The organism is Paraperibacillus esterisolvens (genome assembly GCF_046237625.1).
Lineage (GTDB): Bacteria > Bacillota > Bacilli > Bacillales > DSM-1321 > Paraperibacillus > Paraperibacillus esterisolvens.
Genome location: NZ_CP143545.1, coordinates 1,444,484 through 1,465,309, shown reverse-complemented (window position 1 = coordinate 1,465,309; position 20,826 = coordinate 1,444,484). Strand labels below are relative to the sequence as shown.

25 protein-coding genes are annotated in these 20,826 nt (G+C 45.3%); all 25 read right to left on the bottom strand.

Annotated features, from left to right (window positions below):
* The 25 genes from flhA to codY all read right to left on the bottom strand — a co-directional run bounded on the left by flhA (position 1) and on the right by codY (position 20,773).
* The gene (gene flhA / locus V1501_RS07465; RefSeq protein WP_409292306.1) at positions 1-2,037 is read right to left on the bottom strand and encodes a flagellar biosynthesis protein FlhA; all 2,037 of its coding nucleotides are present in this window, start codon (positions 2,035-2,037) and stop codon (positions 1-3) included.
* A 24-nt stretch (positions 2,038-2,061) separates the two neighbouring features.
* Positions 2,062-3,144, bottom strand: coding sequence for a flagellar biosynthesis protein FlhB (gene flhB / locus V1501_RS07460; RefSeq protein ID WP_409292304.1), 1,083 nt, complete (start codon positions 3,142-3,144; stop codon positions 2,062-2,064).
* Positions 3,144-3,920: a flagellar biosynthetic protein FliR gene (gene fliR, locus V1501_RS07455; RefSeq protein WP_409292302.1), complete on the bottom strand. Its 777-nt coding sequence runs from the start codon at positions 3,918-3,920 to the stop codon at positions 3,144-3,146. The genes flhB and fliR overlap by 1 nt, the downstream gene beginning before the upstream one ends.
* A 3-nt stretch (positions 3,921-3,923) precedes the next feature.
* Positions 3,924-4,193, bottom strand: coding sequence for a flagellar biosynthesis protein FliQ (gene fliQ, locus V1501_RS07450; protein ID WP_409292301.1), 270 nt, complete (start codon positions 4,191-4,193; stop codon positions 3,924-3,926).
* A 15-nt stretch (positions 4,194-4,208) separates the two neighbouring features.
* The gene (gene fliP / locus V1501_RS07445; RefSeq protein ID WP_409292299.1) at positions 4,209-4,874 is read right to left on the bottom strand and encodes a flagellar type III secretion system pore protein FliP; all 666 of its coding nucleotides are present in this window, start codon (positions 4,872-4,874) and stop codon (positions 4,209-4,211) included.
* Positions 4,867-5,511, bottom strand: coding sequence for a flagellar biosynthetic protein FliO (locus tag V1501_RS07440; RefSeq protein WP_409292297.1), 645 nt, complete (start codon positions 5,509-5,511; stop codon positions 4,867-4,869). The genes fliP and V1501_RS07440 overlap by 8 nt, the downstream gene beginning before the upstream one ends.
* 31 nt (positions 5,512-5,542) lie before the next feature.
* Positions 5,543-5,905, bottom strand: a complete 363-nt coding sequence (locus tag V1501_RS07435; protein ID WP_409292295.1) for a response regulator — start codon at positions 5,903-5,905, stop codon at positions 5,543-5,545.
* Between the two features lie 15 nt (positions 5,906-5,920).
* The gene (fliY, locus tag V1501_RS07430) at positions 5,921-7,141 is read right to left on the bottom strand and encodes a flagellar motor switch phosphatase FliY (RefSeq protein WP_409292293.1); all 1,221 of its coding nucleotides are present in this window, start codon (positions 7,139-7,141) and stop codon (positions 5,921-5,923) included.
* Positions 7,131-8,129: a flagellar motor switch protein FliM gene (gene fliM / locus V1501_RS07425; RefSeq protein ID WP_409292292.1), complete on the bottom strand. Its 999-nt coding sequence runs from the start codon at positions 8,127-8,129 to the stop codon at positions 7,131-7,133. Before fliM ends, fliY begins: the two co-directional genes overlap by 11 nt.
* A 36-nt stretch (positions 8,130-8,165) precedes the next feature.
* Positions 8,166-8,600 carry a flagellar basal body-associated protein FliL gene (fliL, locus tag V1501_RS07420; protein ID WP_409292290.1) on the bottom strand — a complete coding sequence of 145 codons (435 nt, stop codon included), beginning with the start codon at positions 8,598-8,600 and terminating at the stop codon, positions 8,166-8,168.
* Positions 8,590-8,823, bottom strand: coding sequence for a flagellar FlbD family protein (locus V1501_RS07415; RefSeq protein ID WP_409292288.1), 234 nt, complete (start codon positions 8,821-8,823; stop codon positions 8,590-8,592). The genes fliL and V1501_RS07415 overlap by 11 nt, the downstream gene beginning before the upstream one ends.
* A gap of 49 nt (positions 8,824-8,872) precedes the next feature.
* Complete coding sequence (gene flgF / locus V1501_RS07410; RefSeq protein WP_409292286.1) at positions 8,873-10,048, bottom strand: flagellar basal-body rod protein FlgF; 1,176 nt, start codon at positions 10,046-10,048, stop codon at positions 8,873-8,875.
* Between the two features lie 68 nt (positions 10,049-10,116).
* Positions 10,117-10,506 (bottom strand): TIGR02530 family flagellar biosynthesis protein, encoded by a 390-nt coding sequence (locus V1501_RS07405; protein WP_409292284.1) that lies wholly within the window; start codon positions 10,504-10,506, stop codon positions 10,117-10,119.
* A gap of 17 nt (positions 10,507-10,523) precedes the next feature.
* Positions 10,524-11,162, bottom strand: a complete 639-nt coding sequence (gene flgD / locus V1501_RS07400) for a flagellar hook assembly protein FlgD (RefSeq protein WP_409292282.1) — start codon at positions 11,160-11,162, stop codon at positions 10,524-10,526.
* Positions 11,163-11,171: 9 nt separating this feature from the next.
* The gene (locus V1501_RS07395; RefSeq protein ID WP_409292280.1) at positions 11,172-12,443 is read right to left on the bottom strand and encodes a flagellar hook-length control protein FliK; all 1,272 of its coding nucleotides are present in this window, start codon (positions 12,441-12,443) and stop codon (positions 11,172-11,174) included.
* Positions 12,444-12,461: 18 nt separating this feature from the next.
* Complete coding sequence (locus tag V1501_RS07390) at positions 12,462-13,076, bottom strand: MotE family protein (RefSeq protein ID WP_409292278.1); 615 nt, start codon at positions 13,074-13,076, stop codon at positions 12,462-12,464.
* 8 nt (positions 13,077-13,084) lie between these two features.
* Positions 13,085-13,528, bottom strand: coding sequence for a flagellar export protein FliJ (fliJ, locus tag V1501_RS07385; protein ID WP_409292276.1), 444 nt, complete (start codon positions 13,526-13,528; stop codon positions 13,085-13,087).
* Positions 13,529-13,530: 2 nt separating this feature from the next.
* Positions 13,531-14,826, bottom strand: coding sequence for a flagellar protein export ATPase FliI (gene fliI / locus V1501_RS07380; protein ID WP_409293281.1), 1,296 nt, complete (start codon positions 14,824-14,826; stop codon positions 13,531-13,533).
* A 27-nt stretch (positions 14,827-14,853) separates the two neighbouring features.
* Complete coding sequence (gene fliH / locus V1501_RS07375) at positions 14,854-15,615, bottom strand: flagellar assembly protein FliH (RefSeq protein WP_409292274.1); 762 nt, start codon at positions 15,613-15,615, stop codon at positions 14,854-14,856.
* Positions 15,608-16,627 (bottom strand): flagellar motor switch protein FliG, encoded by a 1,020-nt coding sequence (gene fliG / locus V1501_RS07370; RefSeq protein WP_409292272.1) that lies wholly within the window; start codon positions 16,625-16,627, stop codon positions 15,608-15,610. The genes fliH and fliG overlap by 8 nt, the downstream gene beginning before the upstream one ends.
* A gap of 12 nt (positions 16,628-16,639) precedes the next feature.
* Positions 16,640-18,232: a flagellar basal-body MS-ring/collar protein FliF gene (gene fliF / locus V1501_RS07365; protein WP_409292270.1), complete on the bottom strand. Its 1,593-nt coding sequence runs from the start codon at positions 18,230-18,232 to the stop codon at positions 16,640-16,642.
* 55 nt (positions 18,233-18,287) lie between these two features.
* Positions 18,288-18,539 carry a flagellar hook-basal body complex protein FliE gene (fliE, locus tag V1501_RS07360; protein ID WP_409293280.1) on the bottom strand — a complete coding sequence of 84 codons (252 nt, stop codon included), beginning with the start codon at positions 18,537-18,539 and terminating at the stop codon, positions 18,288-18,290.
* Positions 18,540-18,612: 73 nt separating this feature from the next.
* Complete coding sequence (gene flgC, locus V1501_RS07355; RefSeq protein WP_409292268.1) at positions 18,613-19,071, bottom strand: flagellar basal body rod protein FlgC; 459 nt, start codon at positions 19,069-19,071, stop codon at positions 18,613-18,615.
* 2 nt (positions 19,072-19,073) lie between these two features.
* Positions 19,074-19,466 carry a flagellar basal body rod protein FlgB gene (flgB, locus tag V1501_RS07350; protein ID WP_409292266.1) on the bottom strand — a complete coding sequence of 131 codons (393 nt, stop codon included), beginning with the start codon at positions 19,464-19,466 and terminating at the stop codon, positions 19,074-19,076.
* A 527-nt stretch (positions 19,467-19,993) separates the two neighbouring features.
* Positions 19,994-20,773, bottom strand: coding sequence for a GTP-sensing pleiotropic transcriptional regulator CodY (gene codY / locus V1501_RS07345; protein ID WP_409292264.1), 780 nt, complete (start codon positions 20,771-20,773; stop codon positions 19,994-19,996).
* Positions 20,774-20,826: the final 53 nt, after the last annotated feature.

The following is a 20,826-nucleotide window of genomic DNA, read 5'->3' as shown; positions in this document are numbered from 1 at the left end:
TCAATCTACATTCACCACCCCTACGCTTTGTACTTCCACATTCGATTCCAGTTCATTGTATGAAAGAATTGGCACGTGCGGGAAATACCGTTCTGTCATTTGTCTTATATACATCCGTACTGCTGGAGAACACAGGATGATTGGCGACTGCTCAAGGAGCGCCGCTTCTTCAAGGCGTCCTGCGACTGCTTCGAGGATTGCCTGGGAAGCCTCGGGGTCAAGCGACAGATAATTGCCATGCTCTGTCTGCTGGATGCCTTCTGCCACAATTTTCTCCACTCTACCAGACAGGGTGATGACCTTCAGGCTTTCTCCGCCCTGTGAATATTGAGTGGTAATCTGCCTTGCCAGCGCCTGCCTCACGTACTCCGTCAGCAAATCCGTATCTGTCGAAAGTCTGCCAAAATCAGCAAGAGTCTCAAAGATGACCGGAAGATTCCGGATTGATACCTTTTCCTTAAGCAGCTTGGCCAGCACCTTTTGCACATCCCCTATCGTCAGCGGGTTAGGAGTCACTTCCTCCACAAGAATCGGCGAGCTTTCCCTCAGATGGTCAATAAGCTGCTTGGTTTCCTGTCTTCCAAGAAGGTCATGGGCATTTTGTTTTATGATTTCAGTCAAGTGGGTGGAAACAACGCTTGGAGGATCGACCACTGTATAGCCCATCATTTCGGCATGTTCCTTCGTTTCTTCAGAAATCCACTTGGCCGGCAGACCGAAGGAAGGCTCGACCGTGTCGATTCCCTCTATTTCATCATCTTCCATCCCTGGGCTCATTGCGAGGTAGTGATCAAGCAGAAGCTCTCCCCTGGCAGCTTCATTTCCTTTTATCTTCAATCGGTATTCGTTCGGGTTAAGCTGTATATTATCGCGTATCCTGACAACAGGGATCACGATTCCAAGTTCAATGGCCAGCTGTCTCCGAATCATGACAATCCGGTCAAGAAGGTCCCCGCCCTGATTGGTGTCTGCAAGCGGGATCAGACCATAGCCGAATTCAAATTCAACTGGATCGACGTTAAGAAGGTTTACCACACTTTCAGGACTTTTCATCTCATCTGTTTCAATTTCTTCCTCGATTTCCATCAGCTCTGCCTCTTCCTTCTTAGGCGCCCTTCCTGACATATACCCCCCAAATATCAGCGCAGCTGCCACTGGCAGGGTCACTAAATCATTGATTGGGGTGAACAGGCCAAGGAGTGCAATGGTGCCGCCCGCAACATAAAGCATAGGTGGAAATGCAAGAAGCTGTGAGGTAATGTCTGAACCAAGATTACCTTCCGAGGCGGCCCTCGTCACGACAATACCGGTTGCAGTTGAAATGAGAAGCGCAGGGACCTGGCTTACGATCCCGTCGCCTACAGATAAAAGCGAAAAGTGGTGTGCAGCTTCCCCGAAGCTTAAGTCCTGCTGCATGATCCCGATTACAATCCCAAAAATTAAGTTGATCAGGACGATGATGATGCCTGCTATCGCATCTCCCTTTACAAACTTGCTTGCTCCGTCCATCGCGCCGTAAAAATCGGCTTCACGGCTGACCTTTTCACGTCTTTCTCGTGCTTCCTTTTCAGAGATCATGCCGGCGTTTAGATCAGCATCTATGCTCATCTGTTTACCCGGCATCGCATCCAGGGTGAATCTGGCCGCTACTTCTGAGACCCTTTCAGAACCCTTGGTAATTACGATGAATTGAATAATGATCAGGATAAGGAACACAACGAGCCCTACAACGATATTCCCGCCGACAACGAAGGTCCCAAATGTTTCTACAACCCCACCGCCGTCACCAGTACTCAAAATGGATCGGGTTGTAGAAACATTCAGTCCTAACCGGAATAATGTGAGCAGCAATAACAGTGATGGAAAAATCGAGAACTGCAGCGGTTCCTGCATATTCATGGAAGTAAGCAGAACTAAAAGAGCGAGAGAAATATTTATGATGATAAGCAGGCTCAATAACCATGTTGGGAATGGGATGATTAACATGGCTACTATTAAAATGACACTCATTAGGACTGATAAATCTCTTGCTTGCATAACTTTCTCTCCTATCACGGTTGCTCAAATTTTACCTTTTAATTTGTAAACATACGCCAATATTTCAGCGACAGCTTTAAAGAATTCCTCTGGAATCGCCTGTCCAATCTCACTTGAATCATAAAGCGCGCGGGCAAGCGGCCTGTTTTCTACCATGGTGATGTCGTTTTCCCCTGCTACAAGCTTGATCTTCTGTGCGATGAAATCTACCCCTTTAGCAACTACTGTCGGGGCTTCACTTTTTTCCCCATCATATTTAAGGGCAATGGCAAAATGGGTTGGATTTGTGATGACCACATCCGCCTTTGGAACTTCCTGCATCATTCTCTGCATGGCCATTTCTCTTTGCCTTTGCTTAATCTTTGATTTTATGAGAGGGTCACCCTCAATGTTTTTATACTCATCCTTGATATCCTGCTTGGACATCCTTATGCTTTTTTCAAAATCAAACTTTTGATAAAGATAATCCAGGAGCGACAGGAACAAAAGGGCACCTCCAGCAAACAGACCTACATTCAGCGTGATCTTTCCAAGAGCCGCCATGGCATCGCCGGGGGATTTTTGAGAAAGAAGCATGATTTCAGGAAGCCTGTCCCATACAACAACGAACGTCACCAGACCGACCAGCGATATCTTCAGAATGGACTTCAATAATTCAACCAGCGCCCTTAAGGAAACGATTCTTTTAAATCCGCTGATGGGATTTATTTTATCCAGTTTGAATTGGATGGCCTCGCTTGAGAACATGACTCCGACCTGGACGTAATTAGCAAGCGCACCAGCCACCATTGCTGCTCCCAGTATGGGAGCAAGTAAAAGGGCAACTTCCTTTACCAGCCCAGTAAAAAGCGGCTGTATGCTGTCCTGGTTAAGGTTGATATTCTTAAAGTCTCTTAAATACTCTGTGAAGATGAACATCATTTTACCCGCCATGGAAGGGCCCGTTATCACCAGTGTAAAAAACACCGTCAGCAGCACAACCGCTGTATTGACGTCCTGGCTTTTTGCTGTCTGTCCCTTCTTTTTGGCATCTTCCCTTTTCTTGGGTGTCGCTCTTTCGGTTTTTTCACCGGAAAAATATTGGAGATCAAGATGCAGAAAATTCATTATGCTCCCCCTAAGATCTGCATAAGCCCCCTCATGGAGACCAATGCGTATTCAAACAGGTTTCTGACGGACATCATCAAGGCTCCAAAGACAGCAATCAGGATGAAAAAGCTGACGATGATCTTTACAGGAACACCCACTACAAATATGTTGAGCTGCGGAACGGTCCTGGCAACAATGCCAAGGGCTACATCCACAAGGAACAGACTCCCGACCAGCGGGATTGACATCTGCAGGGCAGCAAGGAAGGTCTGATTGAACACTTCAGCAGCATGGATCATAAAAGGCTCAGAGCCAAAGGGCTTAAAGACTTTATCAATCGGGACAGCCTCATAGCTGTAAAAGATGCCGTCAAGGAGCAGATGGTGGCCATTGGTCGCCAGCAAGAACAGCAGAGCGGTCGTATAAAGATACTGCCCGAGCAGCGGTCCCTGTGCACCCGTTTGGGGATCAATGACATTGGCGATGGCAAAGCCCATCTGAAAATCGATAAACCCGCCGGCCATCTGGACTGCGGCCATAACCATGTACGCTATGAAACCAAGGACAATGCCTACCAGAGCTTCTTTAATGGCCAGCAGGAAAAACACATAATCGATTTCAAGGACCGGAGCATCAATGGTGTAATACATGATCCATGCGAGAAACACACTAAAGCCAATCTTATGCATGGCAGGAATCGTCCGGTACGAAAAGATGGGACATACGACGAAAAAGGTTGTTACCCTTACAAGCACGAGCAGGAAAACTGCAAATTTAGGAACCAGCTCTTCCATGCCCTAACCTATGAACCTTGTAAGATTTGAAAATATTTCAGTAGTATATGAAAGCATATGGCTCAGCATCCAGGGACCAAAGAAAACCAGGCCAATAAGCACGGCGACTATTTTCGGTACAAAGGCAAGCGTCTGTTCCTGTATCTGGGTGGCAGCCTGGAAAATACTGATTAAAAGGCCGACAACCAGTGCCAGAGCGAGCAGCGGGCCGCTGATCAGCAGAACAGTCATGATGCCTTTTTCAGCTATAGATATTACAAACTCTGAATTCATTCTTCTTTCACCTGCTTAAAAGGATTGCAGCAAAGACTTTACAACTAAATACCAGCCGTCCACCAGGACAAACAGCAAAATTTTAAATGGCAGAGATATCATCACGGGCGGGAGCATCATCATCCCCATGGACATCAGGACGCTTGCCACAATCATATCGATTACGAGAAAGGGGATGAATATCATGAACCCGATCTGAAAGGCGGTTTTCAATTCGCTTATCGCATACGCAGGCACCAGGGCCGTAATCGGTATGTCGTCGATGCTTTTAGGCTTGTCTATTTTTGCATACGCCAGGAACAGTTCAAGGTCTTTCTGCCTCGTATGTGCGCTCATGAATTCCTTAAAGGGCACTGCAGCCCGGTCATAAGCTTCTTCAAGCTTGATTTTATTATCAAACAGCGGTGTCAATGCCTTCTCATTCACTTCCTGAAAAGTTGGTGCCATGATGAAGAACGACATAAACAGCGCCAGTCCAACCAATACCTGATTGGGCGGCATCTGCTGGGTGGCGAGTGATGTCCGGACAAAACTCAGAACAATGATGATCCTTGTAAAGCAGGTCATCAAGATCAAAATGCTCGGTGCAAGCGACAGGACGGTGAGCATCAATAAAAGCTTGACTGAGGTGGAAACATTTTCAGGAGAAGAGGTGTTGAAGAACTCCATAAATTCATTCATCCTTTTCTCCCCTTTCTTTTGCCCCATTCATAGCCTTTTTCCTTGAAGATAATACTTCGTCCAGCTGGTTTTTCAGCTGTGTCGCGAAGCTTTTTTCTGATGTCTGAGCTTTATTCCGGTTCAATAGCTTTGTAATGAGATCTGCAGGCTGCAGCATACCGTCGAGACTCTGATTGTGCTGTTCCAGAAAGGAGTTCATTTCATCTCTATCATCAATCTCTCTTAATAGCTGAATGGTTTCACCCACACCGACAACCAATATTCGGTCCCCGACTTTTATCAGCTGTATGGACCGGCTGCCGCCAAGGGATGTTCCACCCAGATTTTCTAATACGCCTGCTTTTTGAAAAGTGCTGTTCTTCTTCTTTAAAAAGCGAAGCACTATATAAAGAAGAGCAACTACGAATATAGTTGCCATTGCCATCCGGAAAAAGTCCGAGAATGAAAGGGCCGTGCTATTAGTGTCATTCTTGGCTGTGCCGGCCGGGCTTTTATTCCCGTTCACTTCCTGTTTGTCAGGGTGTTCATACCAGTCTTTGACACTCTTATCCACTTGCTTCGCATCAGCCCCCGCAGAAACACCGAAGAAAGCAATTGACAGCAGAAGCAGGATCCTTAACGTTTTTTTCAACAGCAAGATATGACACCCTCTTAATCTATTTAATTCCTTAACTCAGTGTTTTACTGATTGCCTCAAGCACCCTGTCAGCCTGGAAAGGCTTAACGATGAAGTCCTTGGCGCCTGCCTGGATGGCGTCAATTACCATCGCCTGCTGGCCCATCGCGGAACACATGATGATCTTTGCAGCAGGATCACTCTGTTTGATTTCCTTTAATGCCGCGATACCGTCCTTTTCAGGCATTGTGATGTCCATGGTCACAAGATCAGGCTGGTGCTCTTTATATTTTTCGACAGCCTGCTGGCCATCCGCTGCTTCGGCAACTACATCGTACCCATTCTTTGTAAGAATATCTTTAATCATCATTCGCATGAACGCTGCGTCATCTACAATTAAAATTCTATGTGCCATTGTTCTTCCCCCAGATTATCTTAATTTTTTTAGTCTATCAGACTGGCTGATGATATCTGTTACCCTTACACCGAAGTTCTCATCGATTACAACGACTTCGCCTGTAGCAACCAGCTTGTTATTAACCAATACATCCACCGGCTCCCCTGCCAGCTTGTCCAGTTCAATGATGGATCCTGCTGAAAGGTCAAGGAGTTCTTTGACCGATCTTTTAGTCCTGCCCAGTTCTACAGTTACCTGAAGCGGGATATCGAGGAGCAGATCCAGGTTCCCGGAGGCCGGTTCGTGGACAGCAGCCGGAGAAAAGCTTTCGAATGTAGCCGGCTGAACATTTACCTGCTGTTGGCCGGAATAACTGTTCGAGCTGAAATGCTGCGATTCCCTCTGTACAGGCTGGCTGTAGGCAGGCGGCTCACTGTAGGCAGGAGCATGATTTTCCTGCATTGCAGTCCGCTCAGGCCTGGTGGCCTGCTGCTGGTGCTTCTCCTGTACAGGAGTGTGATTTGGCACTTGTGCGGCCGTACCGGCGGAAACAGAAGCCGGTGCTTCGGGAACAGGTGGATTCAAGAGGTCATTTACCAGACTCTTAGCAAAAGTAAGCGGAAGCAGCTGCATGATATTAGAATCAATCAAGTCGCCAACCTTAAGCCTGAACGAAATCCTGGCAAGAAGATCTTCTTCCGGAATTGAATCAGCACCGGATCCTTCTTTTATGTCCAAAAGATCTATGCTTGGAGGTGAAATATCAACTTTTTTATTGAAAATTGTCGACATCGATGTTGCAGCCGATCCCATCATTTGGTTCATGGCTTCCTGAACGGCGCTCAATTGAATTTCACCCAGCAGCTCGTCTGGATTTTTCCCATCTCCGCCAAGCATGAGATCCGCAATGATCGCCGCATCACTCTGCTTGATGACAAAGAGGTTGATCCCCGTGAAACCTACTGTATAGCTGACTTTAATACCGACATATGGATGAGGAAATTCCTCTTCAATTTTCGCAGCAGGTATGGCGTCAACAGAAGGAGTTGTAATTTCCACTTTTTGGTTCAATAGTGTAGAAAGAGCAGTGGCAGAACTGCCAAATGAAATATTTCCGATTTCACCAAGTGTGTCTCTTTCCATAGATGTAAAATAATCGTCAATATTCAGGGATGGAGATGCATCTTCCAAGTCAGCCGTACCTCGCAGCAATGCATCTATTTCATCCTGAGACAGCATTTCATCACTTACCATCTTCGTCTCCCCCCTCTAATTTATCAAGAATCTGCACAGCCAGCCTTTTGCTTGCTTTTCCGGGCTGTGCAATGAATTTTGGTATGTCCCCGACTTTTATAGTCAGCGGGGAATGAATCAGCTGATTCAGTTCAATGACATCTCCCGTATCCAGGGACATAAAGTCCTGTATGCTTATTTCTGTCGTACCGAGTTCAGCAACAACCGGGAGTTTCGCTTTCTTAATATTACTCTCCAGCGACTCCACTTCCTGGGGCAGACGTTCTTTTTGGACGGTCTGCATCCAATAATGAACAGAAAGCTTTGGTATGATCGGTTCAAGCACCACATGCGGAATACAGAGATTGATCATCCCGGTAGTCTCACCTATTTGAGTATTCAGTGATATGACAACTACCGTCTCATTCGGCGAAACCATCTGGAGGAACTGCGGATTGACCTCGAGTCCCGTGAAAATCGGATCTATCTCAGCAACTGAAGACCAGGCCTCCTGCATATGTTCAAAAGCTTTTTCAAACATGTTCGACATTAGTTTTGTTTCAATTTCAGTTAGATTTTCCACCTTATTCACACTGACACCGCGTCCGCCCAAGGTCCTGTCAAGCATCGCATAGGCAATGTTCGGATTCACTTCCATCAGAATGCTTCCATCGAGCGGCGGTACATCGAAAATATTTAAGATCGTCATCTTAGGAATGGACCTGATAAACTCTTCATAAGGAATCTGGTCCGCTGAGGCTACGGTAATCTGGACATACGTCCTCAGCTGCGCAGAAAAGAAAGTCGTCAAAACACGGGCAAAGTTCTCATGAATCCGGGTGAGACTCCTGATCTGATCTTTGGAAAACCGCAGGGCCCTCTTGAAATCATAGACCCTGACCTTCCGCTCGGTTTCTTCTTTCTTTAATTCTTCTGCATCCATTTCTCCTGTAGAGATCGCTGAGAGCAGCGCATCTATTTCACTTTGAGACAAAATTTCGCCAGACAACTTCCATCACCTCCAAAACCCTTTATATGATCACCGCTATTGTAGTATGGAGGAGGTTATATACACTTTAACGATTTTTCCGTCCTGCATCAGGCTGCCGATCCTGCCTTTTAACAACTCCTCGAATTTCTCCTTGCCAGCTTTGCCTTTTAAGTCCGCCGCCTTCATGTCCGACAGCTCGGAAACAATTATATTCTTAACCTGGAAATTTCTTTTCTCCAGTTCCTCTTTGGCATCCTTGCCGTCAGTCTGGACTGTGAACGATATCCTGATAAAGTCTCCGCTGGACAGATTGGTCGTAATTTCAGGCACCTCTACCGAAGCCTCCACGATTTCATCGATATTCGGCTGGGCGTGTGCTTTTTCATCCCCTGTAAACTTCATGACCACAACAAGTGCTATGCCGCCGATCAGGGTAATGGACAAGACTAAGATCAGCATGATAGTTACCAGCTTCTTTTTAATTTTCATCCCCCCCTCTCACTACAGATTCAGGATTAGCACTTAAGCCTAAAATACTGATTGACTTATAAAACCGGGTAATAGAATGGATTATTTCTTTTTCACCCTCTGATACTATAAATTTCTTTCCATTGGAAAGCGAAATGGTTGTATCCGGATTTGATTCCACCGTTTCAATAAAAACAGCATTGATATGAAATTTCTTTCCATTCAATTTTGTTACTTCTATCATTTATCCAAGAGCCGGACCGGACGAATCCGGCTCTCTACCTCCCTTTACCTTATCGTTTTAGATTCACAAGTTCCTGCAGAATTTCATCTGAAGTAGTGATGATCCTTGTATTAGCCTGGAAACCGCGCTGTGCTGTGATCATTTCTGTAAATTCCTCGGAAAGATCAACATTGGACATCTCAAGGGAGCCAGCCGCAAGGGTTCCCAGCCCGTCGCCAGGTGTGCTTACATTCGGAGTTCCAGAGTTGATGGACTGCTGGAATAGGTTCCCGCCAGCCTTCGTCAAACCAGAAGGATTTGAGAATTTTGCAAGCGCAACCTGACCAAGTGTCGTAACAAGGCCGTTTGAATAGACACCGTTGATTTCACCCATTTGGCCGATATTGAAGCTTTCAAGGGAGCCTTCAAGATTCCCGTTAGGTGATACGATTGCTGTTGATTGATTCCCGCTTTGTACAAGATTCTGTAAATTGACTCTTACATTTATTGTTGCTCCATTATCATTAATTACCCACGGATTAGTGTCCGAAGCAGCACTTCCCCCATTAAAGGTAATTCTTCCTAATTGATTTCCATTTCCTGTAACATCCCAGCCTGCACCATTCTTTTCAAAGTTCAACTCTACTTTATGCGATACACCATTATTATCAACTACATCTATTTGTTGTACATAATCTGTGCCATCTGTTGCTGTTGCACTTAATTCACCTGCTATTTTCGCTGAATCAGTCGGTGTCGGCGACATAACCGCATTCACATTGACTGTCACATCTCCATATTCATTCGTAACCGCTCCGGTGGCTGGATTCATCTTAAAAGCCTGTACCTTATAACCGTCAGCATTTACCAGGTTCCCTTTATCATCCAGGTACATGTTCCCGGCTCTTGTGTAAAACTCTGCATCTCCCTGTTTTACAACGAAATACCCGTCGCCGTTGACGGCCAGGTCAAGTGATCTTCCAGTAGTCTGAAGGCTTGACTGGGTGTGGATGGTATCGATGGTTGCCATGGTGGAACCGAGTCCAACCTGCATCGGATTTTTTCCGCCGCGGTTTGCCTGTGCTGCACTTGCCCCCGAGATCGTCTGGTTCATCGTATCCTTAAATGTCACCCTGCCTTTTTTAAAGCCGGCAGTATTTACGTTTGCAATATTATTTCCGATTACATCAAGCTTTGTCTGGAAGTTTTTCATTCCGCTGATTCCTGAATACATCGATCTTAGCATTGTTTTTTTCCCCTTTCTTTGTGGCTGCATCTGTCGGTCAGCAGCCCGGCTTCCCTCTCGGGTCCAGCCTAATCCATTATGATGGTTCCATTAATGTTAGTGAAAATTTGTGATCCCGCTTCTTTTCTGTCCATTGCGGTGATGACTGTGTTGTTTTTTGCACTTACGATCAGCGCCGCATTTTTAGTTAAAACAAGAGATTCGGTTACTCCCATTTTCTTTGCTTCTTTTACTTTTGCCCCTATCTTGGTCCAGCCCGCTTTATCAATTTCAATATTCCTGTCAGCAAGCCTTGCTTTGGCATGCTTACTGATGATGAGTGTATCCTGATTGCGGCCGGCAATCGAATTCAGCTGTTCGGCAAAGCTTGGGTTGCTGAATTCAGTCTGCTTTGTCCCTAATTTGCTTTTTAAGGGATGCAGAGCGGGAGAAATGGGTCTGTAATTAACCTTTTCCATGGCAGGCTGCCCCTCATTTATGAAGAAATTTTAATGATCTGGCTGGCATCAATCTTTGATGCCTCTGCATCATTAAGTTCTAGATATGTTTTCCCTTCTTTTTGCCCGACGGCTTTTACTCCGGCAGTTTTTTCCTGCTTGTCATTGCCCAGCCAGGTAATGGTTTTTCCTATCAGTTCACTGGCCTGCATAAGAGTGCTGTCAGAACCCGCTGCAGCTGAATTTACTTCAGAGATATTACCCGGTTCAAGCTTGGTCCCATCACCCAAAATGAATTGGACTGTATCTTCCTTAAACTGGACGGATGCAACCGTTCCCTTTCCCTGTTCCACTTTCGGACCATCGGCAGTTTCCGTGACCTTATGCCAGGATACATTTTTACCGACAAATTGATTATAGGAAATCAGCTGTGACTGCTGCTGCATGGATACAAACTTATCCATGGACTTGCCCATATTCGTGATCTGTTCCAATGTAGAAAATGTAGCCATCTGGGCAACAAAGTCTTTATCCTGAAGCGGGTTCATTGGATCCTGGTTTTGCAGCTGTGTCATCAGGATCTTCAGAAAATCGTCTTTTCCCAGATTGTCGCCGGAGCTTTGTTTTTTCTGCTGCTGATAGTTGGTCAATAACAGGGAAGATTGTATTTTATCCAATCCATTCACCTACACTTTCATGTTTACTAAAGCTTCTTCCAGTGTTTCATTAAAGCCGCTGTCTGTTTCGTCCCGATGGCTGTCCTGCTTGAACTGGCCGGAATCCTGCTGGCCCTTCTGCTGTCCTTCCCGCTGGAAGTATTTCTCGCCTGTGAACTGGCTCATGGCCTGGGAGATTTCCAGTTTTTCAATCTGAAGATTTTGGGAAGCGAATGCCTGCTTCAGGTTCTGAATATGATGCTCAAGTGTGTCCTTTGCAGCGCTCGTAGACGCCAGGATTCTGGCAGTTACCATCTGATCTTTTTGGATGATTTCAATCCTGAGCGAGCCTAGATGCTCTGGATTCAGCCTGATGAATAATTTTTGCATTCCATTGGCATTTGTAAAGCCTGCTTTTGCAAGGATATTTTCAAACTGCTTGATGAATTGCTCCTGATTTACCGGTTGGCTGCCTTTGGCCAGGCTGAGTACCGGAAGATCATTTTTTGCGGCCGGTATATGGAAGGAAGGCTGCACCGGCTGTAATTCCTGCCCGGATGTATCGGTTTTTTTTACAGAATTTGAGTTTATAACGCCTTCAATCCGGGTAAAAGCTTCCTGGATTATTTTTTTAGCTGCCTCATTAGAGACCGGCTGTGTGGTCAGGCTGTGCCCGGTTTCCTTGTGGCTGGCTGCCGCACTCAGGACCCCCTTTACGGATTCAAGCAGGCCTGCGAGCTTCTTTACAAGTGCAGAATCTTCTGCAGTCATATCCATAAATGGGGCGGATAGCTCCACAAGCTTCGAGAATTGGAGGACTTCTTTGACCGCTTTTATATCGAGCTGCTTTAATTCTTTGACCGGCATAGCCGACATCTGGGTCAGTAAGGCAATCAAGCTGTTTATATCTACTATGCTGTCCTCTTCGTCAAGCGGATCTTTACTCATTCCGAAATCCTCCAGAAGCTTATCGATAGAAGATCTTAAAGAACCTGTAGCAATCATCCCTTCCGCCATTGGATGGTCACTGATGGATGCTTCCCCTAAAACCAGTTTCCTGGCAAAGATTCCGCCGTCCTCCATGTCCTGCAGACTCCCTGTGGAAAGAAGGTCGATGAGTCCCTTCAGCTCTCCAAGCAGCTGGATATCAGCAGATGATGTTTTCTCCACCGTAATACCTTTATCCTGGAGGCTTGCAAAAACAGACCCGAAAAGCCCTGCATTTCCTGATTTCTCCACCTTGTTTGTTTCCCCCGCCAGGATGCCTGGCTGTAGAACCTGAAGGTTGATGGCTGTATTCATTTTTTCACCCCCCTTCAATTATTGGGCAGAGCCGCTGCCTTTCTTCTCGACATTTACAGTCAGTTTCTGAGTGAGGGACGCGGCTTCAGCCGGCTCCATTTTCTCAAGTATGGCTGCAAGTGTTTCACTGCTTAGGTTGGAAAGAATTTTGACTGCCTCGTTTTCATCAAGTTCTGAAAGGATCGGAGCAGCTTTTCCAGGGGACATATTCTGGTACGTCTGGATGATGTCCTTGAATGCTTTTTTATTCTCATCCTTGGCCCTGGTTTGTTCAACAATCTCCTGTTCCAGCCTTTGTTTTTCAATTTCATTGCTGTTGATCACTTTGTCGCGGCTGTCTATGATGCTTTCCAGCTGGGATATTTTCGCTTCATTTTTTTTTAATGTACCCTGCAGACTCGCAATCTGGGTTTCATATCTTTTGGTTGAGGGTTTTTCTTCCTCTTTAACGAGTTCTTTGATTCCCGGAATCTTTTCCCCTAAGCCTCTGGCAGCCTTACCTGCATCTATCCCGGCGGCCTTCAGGATAACGATTGTAAATATGCTTGCTGCGATAAGAGGAATGAGGATTACGAAAATGAACCATTGAAGCCTATTCTGCCTTTTCTCCTCAAGCTCTAATTCCTTGTCCAATTTCTCACCTACATTTCCCGGCTTACATACTGTTGGATAGAGATCTCGTCCATCTGCCGGCTTTCTTCAAACTTGATCACACCCAAAAAGTTTTCCAGGTCTTTTTCTTTGATTTTTTCATATTTGCGTACTTCCATATTGGATTCAGCCAGTTTTTCCTGAAGAAGGTTCATCTTAAGTCTGGCATCGATCACCATTTTTTGCTGATGACTGATGATTTTCTCAAGATTTTCCATAAATTGCTGATGATGCCTGATATCCTGCACGGGCATTCCGGCTTTCAGCTTTTCCTGCTGAAATGAATGATGATCTTCTTTTTTCTTCAGCAATCTGTACAGCTTTTCCGCAGATTCTTCAAACTGCTTCAATGATTCGCTGTATTTAGAAAAAGCATCTCTTTTCTCTTTTTCCTTTAAGGATAGAAGTTTCTCAAACTTATATTGATATTGCATGGCTATTCACTGCCCTCCATTAACTCCAAAAGCCTCTGGATACTCTCATCCTTTGAGACCTTTTCACTTGTACTCTGTTTGAGAAATGAGATGATTTCGGGATATTTCATGATGGCTTCGTCAATCTCTTTGGAAGAACCCCTTTTATAGGCACCGATATTGATCAGGTCTTCTGAATTGATGTAAGTAGAAAGCAATTCTCTTAATCTTTCAGCCATTTTGACATGCCGGCCATCCGCAATATTGTTCATGATTCTGCTAATGCTTTTCAGCACATTAATTGCTGGGTATTGGCCCTTGTTGGCAAGTGAACGGTCCAGGACAAAATGGCCGTCCAATATCCCCCTGACTGTATCAGCAATCGGCTCATTCATATCATCCCCATCCACAAGCACCGTATAAAAGGCAGTGATGGAGCCATGTACATTTGTTCCTGTCCTTTCCAGAAGGCGCGGCAGGATTCCGAATACTGAAGGCGTATACCCCTTTGTGGTCGGCGGCTCTCCGACAGCAAGCCCGATTTCGCGCTGTGCCATCGCCACCCGTGTCACTGAATCCATCATCAGCATGACATTCAGGCCTTTATCACGGAAATACTCGGCAATGGCTGTAGCAGTAAAGGCTCCCTTAATCCTCATGAGTGCCGGAGAATCAGAAGTTGCCACAACGACGATTGACCTTCTCAGTCCTTCGGGGCCAAGGTCCCGTTCGATGAATTCCCGGACTTCCCTTCCCCGTTCCCCTATCAGGCCTATGACGTTTAAATCAGCCTTAGTATTACGGGCTATCATGCCAAGTAACGTACTTTTGCCAACACCACCGCCTGCAAAAATCCCGACCCGCTGGCCATTTCCAACAGTAAGAAGGGAATCGATCATACGCACCCCTACATCAATGCTTTCTGAAATGGGTGGCCTTTCCATTGGATTCGGAGGATCTTGTTCAGTCGGTACAGATGCAAGTCCCCTTGGCAGTGAAGATCCATCGAGGGGCATGCCCAAAGAATCGATCACACTGCCGATGAGTTCGGCCCCAACCTTAATTTCGAGCGGGCTGGACGTTGTTTCTACAAGGCTTCCCGGCGAAATATCACTGACAGCTGTATATGGCATCAGAATCACATTTTCATCCTTAAAGCCGACGACTTCGGCCCTTATCTTATTCTTTTTCCCCTTGTTCCCAGTATGGATATAACAGACATCCCCGACTGAGCTCTCAGGTCCCTGAGACTCAATCATCAACCCTACGACCCGCTTGACTCTGCCATAATGCTTGAAAGTATTCACGTCATCTATCATTGGAAGCAAGTCACATGCTTTCACTTTTTACTCTCCCTCTAACAGCTTTAGCAGCTTTTCCTTAATCTCCAGAAGCTGGCTGTCTACGCCTGCGTCAATCCGGCCGTGGCTGGATTCAATCACACAGCCCTGTTCATCGATGTCATCATTAGGATAAATGTAAAAGTCTGTTTCCCTTGGGAAGAGGGAGCTTAGGCTCTCCTTTTCCGCTAGCAGGAAGCCATAACGGGAAGGATGGATATGAAGCTGGACTTCTTTAAATTCCCGGGCTTCCTTCACTGCCCTTTTCACCAGGGGCAGAAAATGTTCAGCTGATTCTGAAAGCTTGATGCCTATGATTTTTTCGGCGACTTTTATACTTAATGAAAGGATGGCAGATTCTGACGATTCTATATGAGCTTTATAATCCAGGCGCGCTTGATCTACTGTATCCCGGGCTGTCTGTAATTGTTCTGCCATTTCTCCCGCTATTTCATCTTGTCCGGCCTGCCGTCCTTCCAAAAAACCTTCCTGCCAGGCCTGCTCTTTCCACGCAGGAAGCAATTCGTCTTCCCATCTCTGTTTCTCGGATTCTGCATAGCTCCTGATCTTATCTGCTTCTGCATTTGCGTGTGAAATGATTTCTTCGGCTCTTTTCTCCGCTTCCAGCACATGGTCAATATCCGGAGCCGGCGAAAAGGTTGTGGAGGCTTCCTCGCTTGAAATCAAGAATGATTCGAGCTTCCGGATGCTTATCGTCTTATTCGAAGGTTCTTTATAGGAATGAGCAGATTTTATGATTCTAGACAATGATGTCATCTCCTCCGCCGCGTGCAATCACGATTTCTCCTGTCTCTTCAAGACGCCTGATTACCGCCACGATTCTCGATTGTGCTTCTTCGACATCACGAAGCCTTACTGGTCCCATATATTCCATTTCCTCTCTGAATGTATCCACCATGCGTTTGGACATATTCTTAAAGACAATGTCTTTTACTTCTTCACTTGAAACCTTTAGGCTGAGCATAAGATCTTCATTCTCCGCATCACGGATAACTCTCTGGATTGCCCTGGAGTCGAGGGTTACGATATCTTCAAACACAAACATTCTTTTCTTGATTTCTTCGGCAAGCTCCGGATCCTGAATCTCCAGTGCATCAAGGATTGTCCTTTCTGTTGCCCTGTCTACTCCGTTCAATACCTCAACAACCGCCTCGACCCCGCCGGTCTGGGTGTAATCCTGTGTAACGGTGGCCGACAGCTTGCGTTCCAATATCTGCTCGACTTCATTGATGATTTCCGGTGATGTGCTGTCCATCACTGCAATCCTCCTGGCGATGTCTGCCTGAACTTCCTGAGGCAGCTCTGAGAGTATCTGGCCGGCCTGGGCAGGATCAAGGTAAGAAAGAATGAGTGCTATGGTCTGTGGATGTTCATTCTGTATAAAATTTAAAATCTGGCCCGGATCGGCTTTTCTGGCAAAATCGAATGGGCGCACCTGCAAGGAAGAAGTAAGCCTGTTAATGATGGCTGCCGCCTGATCGTTGCCAAGCGCCTTTTCGAGGACCTGCTTGGCATATCCGATACCACCCTGGCTGATATAATCCTGGGCGATTGCAATATTATGGAACTCTTCCATGATTTCTTCTTTATTCTTTGAGTCCACTTTCCTGACCCCGGATATTTCAAGCGTCAGTCTTTCTATTTCCTCTTCAGACAGATGCTTGTACACAGAAGCTGAAACATCAGGACCAAGGGAAATCAGCAGTATGGCTGCCTTCTGTTTACCGCTTAGTGCGCCTTTTTTCTCTTTTACCGACAATCTCGTCTCCTCCTAATCCTCTGTAATCCATGTTCTCAGCAATTTAGCAAACTCTTCAGGGCGTTCCTTTGCCAATTTCTCCAGCTGCTTTTTACGTAAAGTTCCTTCTGTCTCGTTTTCTTCAGTGACGTCAGGTACATTAAGATCGATCTGTTCTTCAATGATGATTTCTTCTTCTGTCTCATCTCTTCTTCTACGGAGCAGAATCACAATTACAACAATAAGGGCTGCCAGCAGGATACCGCCGGCAATGTATGCCCATAACGGAATTTTATTTCCCTGTTCATCAGTGAACTCCATCTTCCCATTGAAAGGCTGCACCGATACAGCAATCTTGTTATTGATATCCTGATCTGTGACGGTTTCCGGAAGATACTCTTTATCGATGGAAGTACGGACAATCGTGCCAAGCACCTTAGTGATATCATCCACCCTTTCTTGAGGGAGAGAATTAATATCATTCTTTTTCGGCGGTTCGACCATGACCTGGATACCAAGATCCCGGAGCTTATATGGACTTTCCACGATATCTTTCTTGATTCTGTTGATCTCATAGTTGATGGTATCTTCTATCTTTTCATAATCCCCGTTCTGGTTTGAGCCTGAAGCATAGTTAGAAACCAGTGTATCTGATGTATCTTCCGCCTGCGGAGTCCCGCCTGGAGCAGCACCTTCGCCAGAAAAGGTTTCTGTTATTTTTTGGGCACTCAGCGCAATGCCTTTCATATTTTCCTTATCAACCGGTTCTACGAGGTTTTCTTCTCTGTTTTCTTGGGTAAAGTCTACATCAGCGGTTACTGAGACAACCACCTTATCCCTTCCCATCAGGGTACCGAGCATGTTCTGCACCTGGCGCTGAATATCCCGTTCAATTTCTTTTTTCATCTCATGCTGAGCTGTAAAGACTGTTCCAGATTGAAAATTATTTTCATTTTTAAGATCAAAATACTCAAAATTCTGATTCATGATGACGATATTATCCTCAGGCAGGTTAGGTACACTTTTTGCTACAAGGTGATAAAGTGACTTGATCTGACCCTCCTGGAATTTGTAACCGGGCTTTGTCTTCAGCACAATGGAGGCAGACGCTTCTTCCGCTGAATCACTAACGAATATCCCCTTTTCCGGAAGGCTGAGCATAACCTTGGCTTCTTCCACTCCGTCAATCCCTTTTATCAAATTGGACAGCTCTGTCTGCATGGAGTCCAGCTTGACTACCTGAAATTCGTTGTCAGTCATACCGAAGCCGGCATTCTGGCTGAAGAATGAATAGTCAATGCTGCCAGATTCCGGAATGCCTTCCGCAGCCAGTTCCACTTTCAAGGCATCTACGTTTTCATCCGGGACAAGGATTGTTTTTCCTTCATCGGCGATTTCAGATGGAATTCCCCTGCCATCCAAATTTTCCTTGATAGTCCCAGTTTCAGAGGGTGCCAGATTGCTATAGAGAGGAACCATGTTCTTCTTTGTAGAAAATATGGCAGCCGCAGTGATGAGCAGCAGTCCCAGGATGACAGAGGTGATCAGCAAAGTTCTTTGTCTGCTCGATCTCCTGCTCCAAAACCCAGTTATTTTATTTTTAAAATTTCCAATAAATGCGTTCATCCTGTTCCCCCGGTTTATCTATGATTCTTATATCGAAAGTCTGCTTCATGCAGCACTACACCTGCATCCTCATTACTTCCTGGTATGCTTCTACCACTTTATTCCGCACTTCCATCGCTGCCTGCAGGGTTACCCCTGCCTTCTGTGAAGCGATCATAACCTGGTGAAGGTCTACATTCTCCCCCATGGCAAGCTTCGTTGTCATCTGTTCAGACGCTTTTTGCGTTTCATTGATTTTTTCAATTGAATCTTTAAGTACGGACGCAAAATTCGATTGTGCTTCGAACGGTGTACTGAGTGTATTCATCTGGCTTTTTAAATCTGGTGCCTCCGCCTTAAAAGACTGCAGGGCATTCAATCCGTTAATCATGATCCTTCACCTACTTTCCTATCTCGAGTGCCTTCAGGAGCATCCCTTTTGATGCATTAAGCACTGTTACGTTTGCTTCGTACGACCTAGTAGCGCTCATCAGGTCAACCATTTCCCTTAATGGATCCACATTAGGCATTTGTACATATCCATTTTCATCCGCATCAGGATGCTCCGGGTCATACACCAGTTTTGGAGGTGTTTTATCATCATTTATAATCCTGTCTGCACGGACTCCATTTCCGGCTGAATCGGCACCCGATGCTTTATTAAAATAGCTGGCAAAACTGCCTTCTTTGGACTGCAGGACAACGCTCTTGCGCTGGTATGGCTCCCATTTGCCTGTTTCAGCATTGTATGTGCCCCTCGTCGTGTCCACATTGGCCATATTGGATGACACCACATCCATCCTCAGTCTCTGTGCGGTCAGGGCGGAAGCCGTCGTATTCATGCTATGGAATATACTCATGATCATCTGCCGCCTTTAATGATAGATTGAAGAGTTTGAAACTTTCCGCTGATTTGCTGTGCAACGGCATTATAATAAATTTGATTTTCTGCCAGGCTGCTCATTTCTTTATCAACATCGACAGAGTTTCCGTTGTGGTTATACTGCACATCGTTCCTTGTAAAGACCCCGGTCTGACCCGATCCTGCCAGGAAATTAAAATGCTTCGGATTAGTGCGGTAAGCTTTCACACTTGAGCCCTGCTCCTGCTGAAGGATCTCCTTGAATGAGACATCCTTTGCCTTATAATTTGGAGTGTCGGCATTTGCAATATTCTGCGAGATTACTTTTTGCTTTAAAGAAGAGTAATCCAGCGCACGCTCCAGCGTATTTATTGAACTTGAAAAGAGATTCATTGAATCCACCTCAACATGAAATATTATACAAAAACGTGAATTTTGTAGAATCAGGCCATTTTTTGTAAATGAAACACATAACTTATTGTAATTAAACCTACAGATGCTGTCTATGACCTAAACACCAAAAAACTGTGTTATTAGTCCTATTTTTTATAAATAAGTTACACAATTATGTCATTTTCGTTACAGAAGTGTTTTTATATTAGTGGATTTATCCAGGAAACATAAAGAAACTCTAAAAAAAGAAAAAAATAAAATTTTTAGTTTTATTACTCGAGTAGGTATTTTAACCCAATTCTTTTTAACTATTTTCTCAATAGACGGGGCATTAGCCACTGCATTGGGTGTTGGTGGTCATTGAACATTCCCATTTTTCATTAACGCTGAATCTTTCATATTTTGCTTCCACTCCGCAGACTCAGAAAAACAATTGCTGCAAAAAATAAAAAGAGGCCCGGAAATTTCTTTCCGGACCTCTTTTTTATTTATAGTTAGCTGCAGGAAATCATCAGATTATCGACTCATCAGCTGCTTTTCAGCTTATCAAGCTCAACCAGGAACTTGGAATTCAGAACTTTAATATAAGTACCTTTCATCCCAAGGGAACGGGATTCTATGACTCCCGCACTCTCAAGCTTCCTTAGTGCATTAACGATTACAGACCTGGTAATGCCCACACGGTCGGCAATCTTGGATGCCACAAGGAGGCCCTCATTTCCTTTCAATTCTTCAAAGATATGCTCTATGGCTTCTAATTCACTATATGAAAGGGAACTGATCGCCATTTGGACAACGGCCTTGCTGCGTGCTTCCTCTTCGATTTCTTCTGCTTTTTCACGGAGAATCTCCATGCCGACAACAGTAGCCCCGTACTCAGCAAGGATCAAGTCATCGTCATGGAACTTCTCTTCAAGCCTGGCAAGGATGAGTGTTCCAAGGCGTTCGCCGCCGCCGATGATCGGAACGATGGTGGTCAGGCCTGCACTGAATAATTCTTTATTCTCAACAGGGAAAGCTGTATACTCACTTTCAATGTCGATATTGGAAGACGTTTCCTGGATGGTTGAGAGACCCTTAATGTATTCCTCAGGGAACTGGCGGTCTTCAAGCATCTGCTTCATACGCTCGTTTTCTATTTGCTGGTTGATAGAAAAGCCAAGAAGCTTCCCTCTTCTGCTCACGACAAAAACATTCGCTTCAATTACCTCACTGAGGCTTTCCGCCATTTCTTTGAAGTTAACCGGCTTTCCGGCTGAGCTTTGCAGCATGCTGTTAATCGTTCTTGTTTTAGTCAATAAATTCATTACTAAATTTCCTCCTACCTAGTGCCACATTAAGTATATTGGCTTATATAAAC

Excerpts from the sequence above, each read along its gene's own strand:
- flhA (WP_409292306.1), bottom strand. The coding sequence starts at position 2,037 with ATGCAAGCAAGAGATTTATCAGTCCTAATGAGTGTCATTTTAATAGTA.
- flhB (WP_409292304.1), bottom strand. The coding sequence starts at position 3,144 with ATGAATTTTCTGCATCTTGATCTCCAATATTTTTCCGGTGAAAAAACC.
- fliR (WP_409292302.1), bottom strand. The coding sequence starts at position 3,920 with ATGGAAGAGCTGGTTCCTAAATTTGCAGTTTTCCTGCTCGTGCTTGTA.
- fliQ (WP_409292301.1), bottom strand. The coding sequence starts at position 4,193 with ATGAATTCAGAGTTTGTAATATCTATAGCTGAAAAAGGCATCATGACT.
- fliP (WP_409292299.1), bottom strand. The coding sequence starts at position 4,874 with ATGAATGAATTTATGGAGTTCTTCAACACCTCTTCTCCTGAAAATGTT.
- V1501_RS07435 (WP_409292295.1), bottom strand. The coding sequence starts at position 5,905 with ATGGCACATAGAATTTTAATTGTAGATGACGCAGCGTTCATGCGAATG.
- fliY (WP_409292293.1), bottom strand. The coding sequence starts at position 7,141 with ATGGTAAGTGATGAAATGCTGTCTCAGGATGAAATAGATGCATTGCTG.
- fliL (WP_409292290.1), bottom strand. The coding sequence starts at position 8,600 with ATGAAAATTAAAAAGAAGCTGGTAACTATCATGCTGATCTTAGTCTTG.
- V1501_RS07415 (WP_409292288.1), bottom strand. The coding sequence starts at position 8,823 with ATGATAGAAGTAACAAAATTGAATGGAAAGAAATTTCATATCAATGCT.
- flgF (WP_409292286.1), bottom strand. The coding sequence starts at position 10,048 with ATGCTAAGATCGATGTATTCAGGAATCAGCGGAATGAAAAACTTCCAG.
- V1501_RS07405 (WP_409292284.1), bottom strand. The coding sequence starts at position 10,506 with ATGGAAAAGGTTAATTACAGACCCATTTCTCCCGCTCTGCATCCCTTA.
- V1501_RS07395 (WP_409292280.1), bottom strand. The coding sequence starts at position 12,443 with ATGAATACAGCCATCAACCTTCAGGTTCTACAGCCAGGCATCCTGGCG.
- fliJ (WP_409292276.1), bottom strand. The coding sequence starts at position 13,528 with ATGCAATATCAATATAAGTTTGAGAAACTTCTATCCTTAAAGGAAAAA.
- fliI (WP_409293281.1), bottom strand. The coding sequence starts at position 14,826 with ATGATAGATGACGTGAATACTTTCAAGCATTATGGCAGAGTCAAGCGG.
- fliF (WP_409292270.1), bottom strand. The coding sequence starts at position 18,232 with ATGAACGCATTTATTGGAAATTTTAAAAATAAAATAACTGGGTTTTGG.
- fliE (WP_409293280.1), bottom strand. The coding sequence starts at position 18,539 with ATGAATACACTCAGTACACCGTTCGAAGCACAATCGAATTTTGCGTCC.
- flgC (WP_409292268.1), bottom strand. The coding sequence starts at position 19,071 with ATGAGTATATTCCATAGCATGAATACGACGGCTTCCGCCCTGACCGCA.
- flgB (WP_409292266.1), bottom strand. The coding sequence starts at position 19,466 with ATGAATCTCTTTTCAAGTTCAATAAATACGCTGGAGCGTGCGCTGGAT.
- codY (WP_409292264.1), bottom strand. The coding sequence starts at position 20,773 with ATGAATTTATTGACTAAAACAAGAACGATTAACAGCATGCTGCAAAGC.